Source organism: Pseudomonas sp. LD120, from assembly GCF_009861525.1.
Taxonomy (GTDB): Bacteria; Pseudomonadota; Gammaproteobacteria; order Pseudomonadales; family Pseudomonadaceae; genus Aquipseudomonas.
Map to the genome: position 1 here is coordinate 1,673,571 of NZ_WVHL01000005.1, position 14,837 is coordinate 1,688,407.

The following is a 14,837-nucleotide window of genomic DNA, read 5'->3' on the forward strand; positions in this document are numbered from 1 at the left end:
AAGTGGATTAGTAGCTTGCTAAGGAATATACTTACGTTCACGGTTGTTTGTAAATACCCTGGCGGCGTACCTATCCGGTGACAAAAGCCCCTGTAGGTGTTGAATTTTAGGTTGGTCAAACGGCACCCCAGATGCCGTTCCATATTTATTCAGAAGGTCTTCACGCATCGCTGAAAGATCCTGATCGAGGTTTACTGCCATGGTCCGTCGTACCAAAGAGGAAGCACAAGAAACCCGCAGCCAGATACTCGAGGCGGCTGAAAAGGCCTTTTACGAGCGTGGCGTGGCGCGTACCACCCTGGCAGACATCGCGGCGCTGGCGGGGGTGACACGTGGCGCTATCTATTGGCACTTCAGCAACAAGGCCGATTTGGTGCAGGCCATGCTCGACAGCCTGCGTGAGCCTCTGGATGAGATGGCCGCCGCCAGTGAAAATGTAGATGAAATAGACCCCTTGGGTTGGATGCGCAAATTGCTCATTCATTTGTTTCATCAAGTTGCCCTGGATCCGAAGACCCGGCGCGTTAATGAAATTCTGTTTCATAAGTGCGAATTCACCGATGAAATGTGCGATTTGCGCCGCCAGCGTCGAGCCGCCAGTCTCGAGTGCAACGTTCACATCGAGTTGGCATTGCGCAATGCAGTGAATCGCGGGCAGTTGCCCGAGAACCTCGATACGGTCAGGGCGGCGATCAGCATGCATGCATTTATCGATGGCATCCTTTACCAATGGTTGCTGGCCCCGGACAGCTTTTCCTTGCACAGCGAGGCCGAGCGCTGGATCGATATTGGGCTGGATATGCTGCGCTTGAGTCCCAGTCTGCGTCATTAAGACAACATGCGTAATTGAGTCTAGTTGTGTCAAGATTTAAGGCGACGGGCATTGCTTCCTAAAGTCGCCAGATTGCAGTGGGGTGCTTTTATATAGGGGCTGGCTGCATCTTGATAGATAGTCAGCTACGTATTTTGTAGGGAATTTGTTGCGGGTATGTGAATGAGTGTGACCCCTTCACCGTTCAGTGGCGCGGAGCAGCCCATCAAAGGGATCGCCCTGATGTGTCTGGCGGTTCTGCTCTTTGCCAGCCATGACACGCTGGCCAAATACCTTTCGGCTTTTTATCCCATCGTCATGGTGGTCTGGGCCCGTTATGTAGTGCATACCCTGCTGATGCTGGTGGTGTTCGTCCCACGTAGCGGCTTTTCCGCCGTGGTGCGCACCAAGCGTCCCGGTCTGCAACTGCTTCGGGCCCTGTGTTTGATCGGTACCAGCCTGCTGTTCACCACTGGCCTGCGCTACATCCCTCTGGCGGAAGCGACCGCGGTCAACTTTCTCGCGCCTCTGTTGGTCACCGCCTTGTCGGTGCCGCTGCTGGGGGAGCGGGTCACCCGGGCCCAGTGGTTGGCCGTGTTGGCCGGGTTCGTCGGGGTCTTGATCGTCGTGCGTCCCGGCGGTGCTCTGTTTACTCCGGCGATCCTGCTGCCTTTGGGCTCGGCATTGTGTTTTGGTTGCTACCAGTTACTCACCCGTAGACTCAGCGGTATCGATAGCCCGACCACCAGCAACTTCCTCACTGGCATCTTCAATAGCCTGATCATGAGCACTTTGCTGCCGTTTTTCTGGAGTACGCCGACCTGGGTTCACGGCCTGTTCATGATTGGCCTGGGCACCTGCGGCATGTTGGGCCATATGCTACTGACCCAGGCCTTCCGTCATGCGGCGCCGGCGATGCTGGCGCCGTTCAGTTATGGACAGATTCTTTTCGCCGGCCTTTACGGCTACCTGATCTTCGGCCACACCCCGGACAACTATGGCTTTGTCGGTATTGCGGTGATCTGTCTCAGCGGCTTGGCTGTTGCCTGGGCTCAGCGCAAACGTTGATTCTGCTGGTAACTAAAAAGCCCCGGCTGGTGAGCGTCGGGGCTTTTTAGTTATACAGAGGCAGGCTTACAGCGTTGGGTAGTCGATGTAGCCGACCGGACCCTTGCCGTAGAAAGTTTCTGGATGCGCTTCATTCAGCGGTGCATCGGCCTTAAGGCGGGCCGGCAGGTCGGGGTTGGCGATGAAGGGCACGCCAAATGCTACGGCGTCAGCTTTGCCGCTGGCCAACCAGGCATTGGCGCTGTCCTTGGTAAAGCGCTCGTTGGCAATGTACGGGCCCCCGAAGGCGGCTTTGAGTTGCGGCCCAAGGCTGTCGGCGCCTTCCTTTTCCCGGGAGCAGATAAAGGCGATGCCACGCTTGCCCAGTTCATGCGCCACGTAGGTAAAGGTTTCCGCCAGGTTGTCATCGCCCATGTCGTGGGCATCGGCCCTTGGTGCCAGGTGCACGCCTACTCGGCCGGCGCCCCAGATCTCGATCGCCGCATCCGTCACTTCCAGCAGCAAGCGAGCGCGGTTTTCCAGGGAACCACCGTATTGATCGGTGCGTTGGTTGGTGCTGCTTTGCAGGAACTGATCCAGCAGGTAACCGTTGGCGCCGTGGATTTCCACACCGTCGAAACCCGCCGCCTTGGCGTTTTCCGCGCCGACCCGGTAAGCCTCGACGATGTCGGCGATCTCAGCGGTTTCCAGGGCCCGCGGGGTCGGGTAGTCGGCCAGTGGACGCACCAGGCTGACATGGCCCTTGGGTTGGATGGCGCTCGGCGCCACTGGCGTTTCGCCGTTCAGGTAGGACGGGTGGGAGATCCGTCCGACGTGCCACAGTTGCAGGAAGATCTTGCCGCCGGCGCCGTGCACCGCCTTGGTGATGTTGGCCCAGCCACGCACCTGGTCGTTGGACCAGATGCCGGGTGTGTCCGGGTAGCCCACGCCCATGGGCGTAACCGAAGTGGCTTCGCTGAGGATCAGGCCCGCGGAAGCCCGTTGCACGTAGTACTCGGCCATCAACGCGTTTGGCACACGGCCGGCGTCGGCACGGCAGCGGGTCAGCGGCGCCATGATGATGCGGTTGGAGAGTTCGAGGTCGCCGAGCTTGATCGGATCAAAGAGAGTCGTCATGGAATGCAGCCTTCATTAAAGGAACGGATCAGTGGTTCGCAGGAGCCAGTTCGGCATGGCCGCCCTGGCGAAAGGTAATCAGCGTCACCACTAGGGCCAGGATCGCCAGGGCCGCCGCCGCCAGTGGCACGCTGGTCAGGCCAAAACCGTGGGCAATGACGCTGCCGCCGACCCAGGCGCCCAGGGCGTTGCCGATGTTGAAGGCGCCGATGTTCAGGGTCGAAACCAGGTTTGGCGCGGCCTTGCCGAAGGTCACCACATTGACTTGTAAGGCTGGCACGGCGGCGAAGGAGGCGGTGGCCCAGAGGAACAGGGTGATTTCCATGGGGATCAGGGCAACGCTGGTCCAGGTCAGTACGGTGGAGACCACCGCCATGGCTGCGAACACGCCGATCAGGGTGGCGCCCAGGCGCTTGTCCGCCAGCTTGCCGCCGATGATGTTGCCCAAGGTCAGGCCCAGGCCGATCAGCAGCAGAGTCCAGGTCACGCCCTGGGGCGAGACCCCGGTGACATCGCCGAGCAGCGGCGCGACATAGGTGAAGAGGGTGAACATCGACGCGGCGAACAGCGCGGTCATGCTCAGGGATAGCCAGATTCCGGCACCCTTGAGGGCTGCCAGTTCCGAGCGCATGTCGAGTTTTTCCTCATCGCGCTTGGCCGGCAAAAAACGCACCAGGCCGATCAGGGCCACCACGCCGATCACCGTCACCGCCCAGAAGGTCGAGCGCCATCCGGCTGACTGGCCCAGGGCAGTACCCAGGGGCACGCCGAGGACATTGGCCAGGGTCAGGCCGGTGAACATCAGGGCCACGGCCGAAGCGCGTTTGTTGGCGGGCACCAGGCCGGCGGCCACCACTGAACCGATACCGAAGAAGGCACCGTGGCACAGCGCGGTGATTACTCGGGCAAACATCAGCACGTTGTAATCGCTGGCCAGTGCGCACAGCAGGTTGCCGACAATGAAGATCCCCATCAGCGCCACCAGGGCCGCCTTGCGTGGCAGTTTGGCGGTGGCCAGGGCCATGAACGGCGCACCGATCGCCACGCCCAGGGCGTAACCGGTGACCAGCCAGCCGGCGCCGGGAATCGACACCCCGAGGTCCGCCGCCACATCGGGCAAAAGCCCCATGATGACGAACTCGGTGGTGCCGATGGCGAAGGCGCTCAAGGCCAGGATGAGGAGCGAAAGGGGCATTGTCGGGTCCTTGTCAGATCAGAGCTGTTGGCTCATTTGCGTGAGGAACTGCTGGATGACTTCCTCATTGCGTTTGAAAAAATGCCATTGGCCGACTTTTCGGCTGGTGATCAGGCCCGCTCGTTGCAAGGTGGCGAGGTGGGCGGACACGGTCGACTGCGACAGGCCGCAGCGTTGATCGATCTGTCCGGCGCAGACGCCGTGTTCATTGCTGTGAGCCTGATCGGGGAATTCGACAGTCGGGTCTTTCAGCCAGTGCAGGATTTCTCTGCGAACCGGATGTGCCAGCGCTTTTATTATTTCGTCGAGGTCAAGGGACATGGCGGTGCTCGTTTTCCGTAAAACGTTGTATCGCGATGAGGCGAAATTTAAATCGTTATTTCGCGATATTCCAATATATTTTTGATCTTAGGTCATCGCTTATTGGTATATCGAGTTATAACGATATGTTGGGCGCGGTGCTAAGCTGCGCGAATGAATTATCTCGCACATCTGCACCTTGGCGGCCAGCGCCCGGGTCAATTACTGGGCAGCTTATATGGCGATTTCGTCAAAGGCCGCCTGCAAGGGCAGTTTGCCCCCGAGGTCGAGGCGGCAATTGAGCTGCATCGGCGCATCGATACCTACACCGACAGCCACCCGTTGGTCTCGGCGGCGCTGTCGCGCTTCTCCCTGACCCGGCGGCGCTATGCCGGCATCGTCATCGACGTGTTCTTCGATCATTGCCTGGCTCGGGACTGGCAGCATTACGCCGACCAGCCCTTGCCATCGTTCACTGCCGAGGTGTACCGGGTGCTGGCGGCCGAGCCGCAGTTGCCGGCGCGCCTGGCGCACATTGCGCCTTATATGGCGGCGGATGACTGGCTTGGTTCCTATCGCGAATTTGCAGTGCTGGAGCAGGTGTTGCGGGGGATCGCCCGGCGCCTGTCACAGCCACAGGAGCTGACTGCGGCGATGGGCGAGCTGGAGCGGTTGTACGAGCCGTTGAGCGAAGATTTCCGCGCCTTCTACCCGCAGTTGCAGGCATTCGCTGCGCAGCGCAGCCATTTGTCCTGACTCGCGATCGTTCTTGGGGTTGGCTTGCCAGCGAAGGGCCCTCATCAACGGCGCAGGGGGCGAGGGCTGTTTCGTTGGCAAGCCGGCTCCCGCAGGACGGGTCAGGCGGCGACCAATTCGCCGCTGCGGCGCGGTTCGGCCGGCTGGGCCACATCGCCGAACAGTGCCTTTTGCACCGCTTGCTGTGCCTGAAAGGCCAGCGCCGCACGTTCCTGGCCCTGACAGGCAATCGGCTTGAGCAGATGAATCTCCACCTGGCCCCGGTCGTTGGCGAACAGCCGCATCAGGTGCGAGAGCAGGTCATCGTCGCCAATGAAGGGCGCCAGGCTATCGATTTGGCCGTCACGCAAATAGCGGATCGCCACGGGTTGCAGCAACACCTGGGCATCAATGGCGCTGGCCAGCAGGCGCCCGTGGAAGGTGCGCAGGCCGCGGCCGTCGGTGGTGGTGCCTTCGGGGAAGAGCAGCAGCGGGTGTTGTTCCTGCAGATGGCGGGTCATCTGCTTGCGGATCAATTGGCTGTCACCGGCACCACGGCGGATGAACAGGCTGCCGGCTTTGGCGGCGAGCCAGCCGGCCACGGGCCAGGTACGCACTTCAGCCTTGGACAGGAAGGACAGCGGCGTGAGCATGCCCAGCAGCGGAATGTCGGTCCAGGACACATGATTACTGACCCAGAGCATCGGCTGCGCGGGCAACTCGCCATGTACTGAGATCTGGAAGGGCAGGGCATTGCTCAAGCGCGCCATGAAGAAGCGCGACCAGCGCTGGCGCCGGATCATGGAATTGGCCACGCCCAGGCGCTCCAGCAGACCGAAGACACTGGCCATGCTCAGCCCCAGCGCCACCACCAGCAGTACCCGGGCGATACGCCCGTAGATCCGCAGCCGGCCCATCAGACGGCTGCCTTGAAGTGCCGGGCATAACGCGGGCACAACTCGTCGCGCTTAAGCAGGATGAACACGTCGGCTACCTGGAAGTCCTGGTCCCAGCACGGTTCGCCGCAGATCTTCGCGCCCAGGCGCATGTAGGCCTTGAGCAACGGCGGCATCTCGGCGATCACATTGGACGGAATGTCCAGGCTCGGCAGCGGGGTCTTCGGTTCGGCACGCAGGTGTTCAGTGCTCAGGTAGCGCTCGCGTAGGCGCTGCATGATGGCCTGGGCCTGCACGCCGCCATCTTGCATCGGAATGCTGGCGCAGCCCATCAGGTAGCTGTAGCCGCCCTGGTTGAGGACTTCTGCCAACTCGCCCCAGAGCACGGCGATGGTGCCGCCGTTGCGGTAGGCCGGATCGACACAGGTGCGGCCGATTTCCAGGATCGGCCCTTTGAGATGCACCAGGCCGTGCAGGCTGAACTCCTCTTCACTGTAGAACCGCCCCAGACTGCTGGCGGCCTGGTGGTCCAGCAGGCGGGTGGTGGCCACCAGGCGCCCGGTGTTCAGGTCGCGCACACCAATGTGGCTGCAGTGAACATCATAGTCATCCATGTCCAGACCCAATTCTGCGCCTTTGAGCTTGGCGTTGAACTCGCCGCTGAAGACGTTGAAGCGCAAGGCTTGGGCTTCCTGCAGGGCTTGGGCGCCGATCAGGCGTTCGGCTTGCAGGCGGCGTTCAGTGCCGGTGTCGCTGATGCGGGCGATCTGAGTCATTGTGAATCTCCGTGCGGGCCACTGACCCGCCTTGGGTTGCAGCCAATCGACTTTGTTGTGCAAAGTCAGGCTATGTAGCCCCGGTGTCATCGCCATGAAGCTTTGGTGATGCTTATATGACAGCCCCTGAGGACCTTCGAATGCCCTGGCAAGCTCTGCTCGACAGCCGTCAACGACTGCCCGTTACCCCCGATCTTGCCGAAGGCTACGGGGCGTTGCTGGCGCATCTGGGCAGCGTCACGCCCTTCGAACTGGCGGTGTTGGGCGGGCGCCTGATGGCGACGCCGGGGCTGGCCTTCCTGGTGGGTTACCAAGCGGCGTTGCGCATGTTGTGGCCCAGTGCCCCCCTCAGTCTGGGAGCTTTGTGCGCGACTGAACGCCGCAGCCTGCATCCGGCGGACATGCAGACCCGACTGGAAGACCTGCACCTGCACGGACGCAAGGATTTCGTCACCGCCGGGGATGCCGCTGACTGGTTGCTGGTGGCGGCGCGCTGCGAGGCACCGGGGGAACGTGCGGCGTTACGCTTGACCGTGGTCTATGCCGGAGAACCCGGGGTCAAGGTCCAGACTCTGCCGGCCATTGGCTTGATGCCGGAGATCAGCCATGGCTGCTTGCTGCTGGACAACGCCACCTGCGAGCTGCTGGCCGGCGATGGCTGGGATGCTTACGTCAAACCGTTTCGCACCCTGGAAGACATCTATGTACTGAGCGCCATGTGTGCCTGGTTGTATGGCGTGGGGCAGGACAGTGGCTGGCCGCAGTCCCTGCAACTGCAGTTGCTGGGGTTGCTGGCGGGGTGTGCCGAAGTCAGCCGGCAAAACCCTTCCTTGAGTGGCGGACATATTCTATTGGGCGGTTTATTCGCGCAGTTCCAGGTTTTGCGGGCTGGAATCGACGCGGCATTCGCCAATGGCCCTGAGTGTTGGCGTGGTCAATGGGCCCGGGACCAGGCCTTGCTGGACCTGGCGGCCAGCGCTCGGGAGCAACGTCTGGCCAAAGCCCTGGCCGCGCATTAGAAAGGGCCGCCCCCGAGAAGCAGGCTGGCCGGCGAAAGGGGCGGGGATTTGCACAAGGCTTGATGACGCCCTCGCTGGCAAGCCCGCTCCGACACAGGTCGGCGTTTGCAGTAAAACTGTCATCAGCTTGGACTAGCCTCGTTGGCTGACGTCATTCGAGTTTCATCCATGGTCAAACGTCCGATCTTGCTGGCGTTGCTCGTGTACCTCTGTTTGCCGGTCTGGGCCGAGGAGTGGCCGACGCAGCAGTGGAGCCGCGGGCCTGCCGCCAGCGGTCCGGCGCTCAAGGCCCTGGAGGCGTACGCCTTCGTTGCCCGCGATGATGAGTCACGCAAGGGCGTGCGCACCGATGCCTTGCTGGTGATTCGTGACGGTCAGTTGCTCTACGAACGTTACGCCGGGCCTAACGGGCCGCAGACGCCGCATCTCATCTGGTCCGCCAGCAAAAGCGTGCTGGCGGTGGTGCTGGGAGTCGCCTTCGGTGAAGGACGCTTTCAATTGCAGGACCCCGCCATGCGTTTCTACCCGGCGCTCAAGGCCCATCCGCGTATCACTGTGGCCGATCTGCTGCACTGGGCTTCAGGTCTGGACTGGCAGGAAGACTACGAATACGCCCCGCTCAATTCCTCCGTGGTGGCCATGCTCTACACCCGAGGACATCGGGACATGGCAGCGTTCACCGCGCAACAAGCGGCTTCCAGCACCCCCGGTCAGGCGTTTCGCTACTCCAGTGGCGATAGCAATCTGCTTGCGGCCAGCCTGCGGGGCATGGTCGGCGGCGCGCAGTACCCCGACTATCCCTGGCAGGCATTGTTCGAGCCGTTGGGCATCACCCAGGCGGCGTGGGAGCGGGATGCCGCCGGCACCTTCGTGGCGTCTTCCTATCTCTATCTGACGGCCCGTGATCTGGCTCGTATTGGCCTGCTGATGCAACGTGACGGGCGCTGGCGCGAACAGCAGTTGCTGCCCAAGGCCTGGGTGGAGTTTTGTCGTACACCGTTTGCCGGTTATCGAGCCCGGCAGGATGTGGCCGTGGCGGGCGGGCACTGGTGGCTCAACCGGGCGCTGGATGGCGCCCCCCAGCCTTGGCCGGATGCGCCGGCGGATACCTACGCGGCCTTGGGGCACTGGGGGCAGGCGTTGTATGTGCTGCCCGCCGAGCGACTGGTGATCGTGCGCTATGGCGACGATCGCGATGGCAGCTATCAGCACAATGAACTGCTGAAACGTGTCCTCGCGGCTTTTGGCACAAGCGAGCCGCGATGAAGCATCGGGCCTTTATCCGTCGTCGTCCGCTGCTCAGCCTGCTGTTGATGGCGGGACTCCTGCTGATGGGCTGGGTCTGGCAGCAACGGCTTGCCTTGCAGGCCTTCCCGGATATTCTCGGTGCCTATACCGCCAAGGAATACTGCTCTTGCCGTTACGTGATGCAACACACAGCGAACGACTGTCGCGCCTATGTCCGCCAGTACCTGCCCCTCAGCGATTTTAGCGATGACACGCAGTCCCGAAGGGTCACCGCCAGTGCTCTGGGGCGTAGCCACAGCGCGCTCTGGCTGGGCCCGCGAGAAGGCTGCCGCCTCGATCCTTGAACCTCGATGATTGACCCGCCCACGGTATGTGTTCCGTCTAATGGAACCGCATTTGATTGTCCTGTGTTCAGGCTCGCGGTTACCTGACGCGGAGCTTTGAGCACGCCTTGCCACTTCGTGCCGTGCTCCGAAAAACAAGAGCGGGAATGCACCCGATCCAAAGGAGATACACCATGACCCGACACCAGCACATCTTTGCCTGGCTCAATGATGTCGCCAGCGATCTGCGGGCCATCCGCCAAGATATTCACGCCCACCCCGAACTGGGCTTTGAGGAGAATCGCACCTCGGCGCTGGTGACCCGCTGCCTGGAAAAATGGGGCTACGAAGTGCATGCGGGGGTCGGTCGGACCGGGGTCGTGGGCGTGCTGCGCAATGGCCATGGTTCGCGCACCCTGGGGCTGCGGGCTGACATGGATGCCCTGCCGATCATCGAGAACACCGGGGTTCCCTACAGCAGTCGTTACAGCGGTTGCATGCATGCCTGCGGACACGATGGTCACACCGCGATTCTGCTGGGAGCTGCGCGCTATCTGGCGGCTACTCGCCAGTTCGACGGTACCCTGAACCTGATCTTCCAGCCCGCGGAGGAGGGCCAGGGCGGAGCCGAGGCGATGCTGGCCGATGGTTTGCTGGAGCGTTTCCCCTGTGACGCATTGTTCGGGCTGCACAATATGCCGGGGCTGGCGGCCGGGCACATGGGGTTTCGCGAGGGGGCGATGATGGCGTCACAGGATTTACTCGAGGTGATCGTCGAGGGTGTGGGCGGTCATGGCTCCATGCCGCATCTGGCGGTAGATCCCTTGGTGGCGGCGGCCAGTATCGTCATGGCCTTGCAGACGGTGGTGGCGCGCAATATCGATACCCAGGAAGCCGCGGTGGTCACCGTCGGCGCCCTGCAGGCTGGCGAAGCCGCCAACGTGATCCCTCAGCAGGCGCTTTTGCGCTTGAGCCTGCGGGCGCTCAATGCGCCGGTGCGCGAGCAGATGCTGGAGCGGGTCAAGGCGATCATCCAGACCCAAGCCGCAAGTTTTGGCTGCAGCGCCAGCATCGAGCATCGTCCGGCGTATCCGGTGCTGGTCAACAGTCCGGAAGAAACCGAGTTCGCCCGGCAGGTCGCAGTTGAGCTGGTAGGGGCCGACGCGGTCAACGGCAACACGCCAAAACTGATGGGGAGCGAGGACTTCGGTTGGATGCTGCAACGCTGTCCCGGCAGCTACCTGTTCATTGGTAATGGCGTTGCGCAGCCGATGGTGCATAACCCGGGTTACGACTTCAACGACGACATTCTGCTGATCGGGGCCGCTTACTGGAGCGCCCTGGCGGAAAGCTGGCTCAAGCCCTCCTGACTCTTCCTGCTCCTGTGTTTCTGACCGGCCCGAGCGTTGTAGGCGCCCGGCACTTTTCCGAGCCTGGCCCAAGGCTCAAAAGTAACCAAGGAACTTTCCATGAGCACTCCGAGCCCCGCTGCTTCCAAGACCCGGCAGGTGGTTGCCGCTGTCGTCGGCAACGCCCTGGAATGGTACGACTTCATCGTCTATGGCTTTCTCGCCAGTTTCATCGCCCGTCAGTTCTTTCCGGGGGAAGATGAATACACCTCGTTGTTGATGGCCCTGGCCACCTTTGGCGTGGGGTTCTTCATGCGCCCGGTGGGCGGCGTATTGCTGGGCATCTATTCCGACCGTAAAGGCCGCAAGGCGGCGATGCTGGTGATTATCCAGTTGATGACCCTGGCCATCGCCATGATTGTGTTTGCCCCCACCTACGCGGCCATTGGCTTGGGAGCACCGTTGCTGATCGTGGTGGCGCGCATGCTTCAAGGGTTTGCCACGGGGGGCGAGTACGCCAGCGCTACGGCTTACCTGGTGGAAAGCGCACCGGCCGACAAGAAGGGTTTGTACGGTTCCTGGCAACTCGTGGGGCAGTGCCTGGCGGTGTTCAGTGGTGCGGCGATGGTGGCAGCGGTGACTCATGCCTTTTCGCCGCAGACCCTGGATCTCTGGGGTTGGCGCATCCCCTTTGTGATGGGCTTGTTGATCGGTCCGGTGGGATTGTGGATTCGCAAGTACATGCAAGAGCCGCAGGTCTATCTCGACGCCCGTAAGCAAGTACGTGGCCATGATCCCAGCCTGATGCAGGTGGTACGGGCTTATCGCCGGTCGATCCTGGTCTCCATGGCGCTCGGCTGCGGCGGTACGGTGTCTTTCTATGTGGTGCTGGTGAACATGCCGACCTTTGCCCACACCAATCTCGGCCTGCCGCTGAATCAGGTACTGCTGGTGCAAATGCTTGCCGTGGCCCTGATGACCTTGGTGATTCCCTTGGCCGGAGCACTGTCCGACCGTGTCGGCCGGCGCCCGGTACTGATGGCTTTCACACTGGCGTTTTTTATCATGGTCTATCCGCTGTATGTCTGGGTCGCGGTGGCACCTTCCATCGAGCGGCTGTTGGTGATGCAGGCCCTGTTATGTACGGCGATCGGTGGGTTCTTCGGGCCGGGACCCACTGCCCTGGCAGAACAGTTTCCCATCGAGGTGCGCTCCACCGGAGTGGCGGTGGCGTACAACATCACGGCGATGCTGTTTGGCGGGTTTGCGCCGTTGATCGTGACCTGGCTGAGCCGGGTCATGGCGACGCCGGTGGCGCCGTCTTTTTATGTCTTGCTGACCTCGATCGTGAGCCTGCTGGGCATCTACTACATGTATGACGCGGTTAGAGACGACAAGCCCGATCCCGTGACCCTGGAAGGTGAGTCTTGATCAACCATCATGAGCCCCTCACGCCCTGGCATAACCCGATTGTCGAACTGGACGCTCTGGCGCTGTCGTGGGCGATCCATGCCCGCGAGCTGTCTTGCCGAGAGGTGATGCTGGCTTGCTTGGTACAAATCGAGAGTTTCAATCCCGAGGTCAATGCCCTGGTGTTGCTGCGCGATTCCGAAGACTGGCTGGCCCAGGCCGATGAGCGCGACCGGCAACTGGACCGAGGACAGTCCATGGGCTGGATGCATGGCATGCCCCAGGCGATCAAGGACCTGGCATTCACCGAGGGGCTGACCACCAGCCTGGGGTCGCCGCTGTTCGCCCAACAGGTGCCCCAGGTTGACGCTATCAGCGTGGCCCGGGTCCGGGCCAGTGGCGCGATCATCGTCGGCAAGAGCAATGTGCCGGAGTTTGGCTTGGGTTCGCATACCTACAATCAGCTATTGGGCACCACCTTCAATGCCTACGACAGCGGTTTGTGCGCCGGAGGCAGCAGCGGCGGGGCTGCGGTGGCCCTGGCCTTGCGCATGCTGCCGGTGGCCGATGGCAGCGACATGATGGGGTCGCTGCGCAACCCGGCGGCCTTCAACAATGTGTTTGGCATGCGCCCCTCCCTGGGACGGGGGCCGTTCGGTCCGACCCCGGAGCTATTCGTCCAGCAACTGGCCACCGAAGGCCCCATGGGACGCACGGTAGCCGACGTGGCGCGGCTGTTGAGAACTCAGGCCGGTTACGACCCGCAAGTGCCCTTGTCCCTGAAGGACGACCCGGTGTTCTTGAGGGCGCCCCTGCAGCGCGACGTACAAGGTCTGCGCCTGGGTTGGTTGGGAGACTACAACGGTTATCTGGCCATGGAAGACGGCGTGTTGAGTCTGTGCGAGCGGGCTCTTGCCGACTTCATCAGCCTGGGGTGCGAGGTGGAGAACTGTCAGCCGGAGTTCTCCCTGGCCCAGTTGTGGGACTGCTGGCTGGTGCACCGGCACTGGCTGGTCCAGGGCACCCTGGGACCCTTGTACAACGATCCGGACAAACGTCGCTGGCTCAAGCCTGAGGCGTGCTGGGAGGTCGAGGGCGCGGCAAGCTTGCGTGCGGTGGATGTGTATCGCGCGTCTCAGAGTCGCAGTGATGGGTACCGTGCGCTGCTGCGGCTGTTCGAGCGTTATGACTTTCTGTTGTTACCTACCGCCCAAGTGTTCCCTTTCGATGCGCGCCAGCCTTGGCCAAAGCCGATCAATGGGCAGGAAATGGACACTTATCACCGTTGGATGGAAGTGGTGATTGGCCCAACCCTGGCCGGTCTGCCGAGTATCAGCATCCCTGTGGGGTTCAACCCTTCAGGCTTACCCATGGGGTTGCAGATCATCGGTCCGGCCCAGGCCGACCATGCCGTGCTGCCACTGGCTTGTGCCCACGAGCAGCTCACGCAGTGGGTACGCCAGCACCCTCCCAGCAATCTGCTGTAATCAACCAAGCGCTGTCGATACGTGCCTGTGGCCTGCATCCTGCTGTGTCAGGTCATTGCTCATCCTCAGTCGTTAGGGAGTTCGGACAATGGTCCGCAAGGTGGAAACCGGCAGTGTGCGTTCAGTCGAGCGCGCGCTGGCCATCGTCGAGTTGCTGGGCCAGCACCAGGCCCTGGGTCTGGAGGAGCTGCACTACCTGACGGGCCTGCCCAAGGCAACGGTGTCGCGCATGCTGCTGACCCTGCAGGAGAAGGGCTGGCTCTACCGTGGTCTGAGTGACCGGCGTTATCGCTTGAGTGCGCGCAGCATGTTCGGCGACAGCCGACAACGCTGCAAATGCCAGTTGGTGGAACAGATTGCGCCCTGGCTGTTGGAGTTGAGTGCGAGAACCGGCCTGGTCAGCGATTTGTCGAGTTTTGATGGCAACTGCCTGGAAGTTCTGGAAAGTGCCGTGCCTGGAGTGTTGCGCAAGCGCTACCCGAGTAACGGCCGGATTGTCGGCCTGCACGCCAGTCTGTTTCATTCCGCCATGGGCAAAGCCTGCCTGGGGGCCCTGGCCTGCGACGAAGTCGAGCGTCTGGCCGAGCGTGAGCATGTGCCGGTCGAAGAGCAGCAACAGGCTCGCGCGCAGTCCCAGTACCTGGGGTTCGGCCAACGCACAGAAGGTCACTGGGAATATCCGGTGCGCCTGCCGTTTCTGATTCGAGCCGTGGCCTTGCCGTTGCGGGCCGAAGGTCGGGTGATTGGCAGCATTGCTCTGCATTGGCCAACGGACCTGAGCTGTGTCGAGCAAGTGCGCAATCGCCATCTGACGTTGCTGGCCGACACCATCGAGCAAGTGCAGAAACGCCTGGTCTGAATCCAGCTTTGGGGGCATTGCACACAGGTGACGGACGTCGCGGTGCCGTCACCGCTCGATTCCACTCGGTGCACCCCCTGGCCATCGGGCTGTGCCCGGTGATCCGAGAGTGAGGCGAGCTCTGTCAACGACGGCCGTGATGTCCATGCCAATCAGGTGAACAGGTGATTGCGTGGGAGGCCGAACGCTATTCGCGCATTCCGCCGGGCGCCCGGCTGGTCCAGGGCCAGGGTGACGAGCGTGGC

Annotated in this window: 15 protein-coding genes; 10 read left to right on the plus strand and 5 right to left on the minus strand. The window is 61.9% G+C overall.

Annotation, left to right across the window (positions count from 1 at the left end):
* Window positions 1–199: 199 nt before the first annotated feature.
* Together emhR and PLD_RS21970 are read left to right on the plus strand one after the other, a co-directional pair.
* Window positions 200–832: an efflux system transcriptional repressor EmhR gene (emhR, locus tag PLD_RS21965; protein WP_159896449.1), complete on the plus strand. Its 633-nt coding sequence runs from the start codon at window positions 200–202 to the stop codon at window positions 830–832.
* Between the two features lie 162 nt (window positions 833–994).
* Window positions 995–1,879: a DMT family transporter gene (locus PLD_RS21970; protein ID WP_159896451.1), complete on the plus strand. Its 885-nt coding sequence runs from the start codon at window positions 995–997 to the stop codon at window positions 1,877–1,879.
* A gap of 66 nt (window positions 1,880–1,945) precedes the next feature.
* On the opposite strand, the gene PLD_RS21975 is transcribed toward PLD_RS21970, so the two are convergent.
* The 3 genes from PLD_RS21975 to PLD_RS21985 are packed head-to-tail and all read right to left on the minus strand — an operon-like array spanning window position 1,946 to window position 4,511.
* The gene (locus PLD_RS21975) at window positions 1,946–2,995 is read right to left on the minus strand and encodes an alkene reductase (RefSeq protein ID WP_159896453.1); all 1,050 of its coding nucleotides are present in this window, start codon (window positions 2,993–2,995) and stop codon (window positions 1,946–1,948) included.
* Between the two features lie 28 nt (window positions 2,996–3,023).
* On the minus strand, window positions 3,024–4,190 hold the full coding sequence (locus tag PLD_RS21980) for an MFS transporter (RefSeq protein WP_159896455.1): 1,167 nt from the start codon (window positions 4,188–4,190) through the stop codon (window positions 3,024–3,026).
* Between the two features lie 18 nt (window positions 4,191–4,208).
* On the minus strand, window positions 4,209–4,511 hold the full coding sequence (locus PLD_RS21985) for a helix-turn-helix transcriptional regulator (RefSeq protein ID WP_159896457.1): 303 nt from the start codon (window positions 4,509–4,511) through the stop codon (window positions 4,209–4,211).
* A 153-nt stretch (window positions 4,512–4,664) separates the two neighbouring features.
* On the opposite strand from PLD_RS21985, the gene PLD_RS21990 reads away from it, so the two are divergent.
* Complete coding sequence (locus PLD_RS21990) at window positions 4,665–5,246, plus strand: ACP phosphodiesterase (RefSeq protein WP_159896459.1); 582 nt, start codon at window positions 4,665–4,667, stop codon at window positions 5,244–5,246.
* A 101-nt stretch (window positions 5,247–5,347) separates the two neighbouring features.
* Here the strand turns inward: PLD_RS21990 and PLD_RS21995 are convergent, their stop codons facing one another.
* Both PLD_RS21995 and olsB read right to left on the minus strand, forming a co-directional pair.
* Window positions 5,348–6,142, minus strand: a complete 795-nt coding sequence (locus PLD_RS21995; protein ID WP_159896461.1) for a lysophospholipid acyltransferase family protein — start codon at window positions 6,140–6,142, stop codon at window positions 5,348–5,350.
* Window positions 6,142–6,897, minus strand: coding sequence for an L-ornithine N(alpha)-acyltransferase (gene olsB / locus PLD_RS22000; RefSeq protein ID WP_159896463.1), 756 nt, complete (start codon window positions 6,895–6,897; stop codon window positions 6,142–6,144). Before olsB ends, PLD_RS21995 begins: the two co-directional genes overlap by 1 nt.
* A gap of 140 nt (window positions 6,898–7,037) precedes the next feature.
* On the opposite strand from olsB, the gene PLD_RS22005 reads away from it, so the two are divergent.
* The 7 genes from PLD_RS22005 to PLD_RS22035 all read left to right on the plus strand — a co-directional run bounded on the left by PLD_RS22005 (window position 7,038) and on the right by PLD_RS22035 (window position 14,592).
* Window positions 7,038–7,916 (plus strand): acyl-CoA dehydrogenase, encoded by an 879-nt coding sequence (locus PLD_RS22005; RefSeq protein WP_159896465.1) that lies wholly within the window; start codon window positions 7,038–7,040, stop codon window positions 7,914–7,916.
* A gap of 168 nt (window positions 7,917–8,084) precedes the next feature.
* Window positions 8,085–9,182 (plus strand): serine hydrolase, encoded by a 1,098-nt coding sequence (locus PLD_RS22010; RefSeq protein ID WP_159896466.1) that lies wholly within the window; start codon window positions 8,085–8,087, stop codon window positions 9,180–9,182.
* Window positions 9,179–9,508, plus strand: a complete 330-nt coding sequence (locus tag PLD_RS22015; protein WP_159896468.1) for an amidase — start codon at window positions 9,179–9,181, stop codon at window positions 9,506–9,508. The genes PLD_RS22010 and PLD_RS22015 overlap by 4 nt, the downstream gene beginning before the upstream one ends.
* 173 nt (window positions 9,509–9,681) lie before the next feature.
* Complete coding sequence (locus PLD_RS22020) at window positions 9,682–10,857, plus strand: M20 aminoacylase family protein (protein ID WP_159896470.1); 1,176 nt, start codon at window positions 9,682–9,684, stop codon at window positions 10,855–10,857.
* Window positions 10,858–10,956: 99 nt separating this feature from the next.
* The gene (locus PLD_RS22025; RefSeq protein ID WP_159896472.1) at window positions 10,957–12,267 is read left to right on the plus strand and encodes an MFS transporter; all 1,311 of its coding nucleotides are present in this window, start codon (window positions 10,957–10,959) and stop codon (window positions 12,265–12,267) included.
* Window positions 12,267–13,733: an amidase gene (locus PLD_RS22030; RefSeq protein ID WP_159898186.1), complete on the plus strand. Its 1,467-nt coding sequence runs from the start codon at window positions 12,267–12,269 to the stop codon at window positions 13,731–13,733. Before PLD_RS22025 ends, PLD_RS22030 begins: the two co-directional genes overlap by 1 nt.
* An 88-nt stretch (window positions 13,734–13,821) precedes the next feature.
* Window positions 13,822–14,592 carry an IclR family transcriptional regulator gene (locus PLD_RS22035; protein ID WP_159896474.1) on the plus strand — a complete coding sequence of 257 codons (771 nt, stop codon included), beginning with the start codon at window positions 13,822–13,824 and terminating at the stop codon, window positions 14,590–14,592.
* The last annotated feature ends 245 nt before the right edge of the window (window positions 14,593–14,837 follow it).

Bases quoted from the DNA above. Each gene is read 5' to 3' on its own strand.
- emhR (WP_159896449.1), top strand. From the start codon at position 200: ATGGTCCGTCGTACCAAAGAGGAAGCACAAGAAACCCGCAGCCAGATA.
- PLD_RS21970 (WP_159896451.1), top strand. From the start codon at position 995: ATGAGTGTGACCCCTTCACCGTTCAGTGGCGCGGAGCAGCCCATCAAA.
- PLD_RS21975 (WP_159896453.1), bottom strand. From the start codon at position 2,995: ATGACGACTCTCTTTGATCCGATCAAGCTCGGCGACCTCGAACTCTCC.
- PLD_RS21980 (WP_159896455.1), bottom strand. From the start codon at position 4,190: ATGCCCCTTTCGCTCCTCATCCTGGCCTTGAGCGCCTTCGCCATCGGC.
- PLD_RS21985 (WP_159896457.1), bottom strand. From the start codon at position 4,511: ATGTCCCTTGACCTCGACGAAATAATAAAAGCGCTGGCACATCCGGTT.
- PLD_RS21990 (WP_159896459.1), top strand. From the start codon at position 4,665: ATGAATTATCTCGCACATCTGCACCTTGGCGGCCAGCGCCCGGGTCAA.
- PLD_RS21995 (WP_159896461.1), bottom strand. From the start codon at position 6,142: ATGGGCCGGCTGCGGATCTACGGGCGTATCGCCCGGGTACTGCTGGTG.
- olsB (WP_159896463.1), bottom strand. From the start codon at position 6,897: ATGACTCAGATCGCCCGCATCAGCGACACCGGCACTGAACGCCGCCTG.
- PLD_RS22005 (WP_159896465.1), top strand. From the start codon at position 7,038: ATGCCCTGGCAAGCTCTGCTCGACAGCCGTCAACGACTGCCCGTTACC.
- PLD_RS22010 (WP_159896466.1), top strand. From the start codon at position 8,085: ATGGTCAAACGTCCGATCTTGCTGGCGTTGCTCGTGTACCTCTGTTTG.
- PLD_RS22015 (WP_159896468.1), top strand. From the start codon at position 9,179: ATGAAGCATCGGGCCTTTATCCGTCGTCGTCCGCTGCTCAGCCTGCTG.
- PLD_RS22020 (WP_159896470.1), top strand. From the start codon at position 9,682: ATGACCCGACACCAGCACATCTTTGCCTGGCTCAATGATGTCGCCAGC.
- PLD_RS22025 (WP_159896472.1), top strand. From the start codon at position 10,957: ATGAGCACTCCGAGCCCCGCTGCTTCCAAGACCCGGCAGGTGGTTGCC.
- PLD_RS22035 (WP_159896474.1), top strand. From the start codon at position 13,822: ATGGTCCGCAAGGTGGAAACCGGCAGTGTGCGTTCAGTCGAGCGCGCG.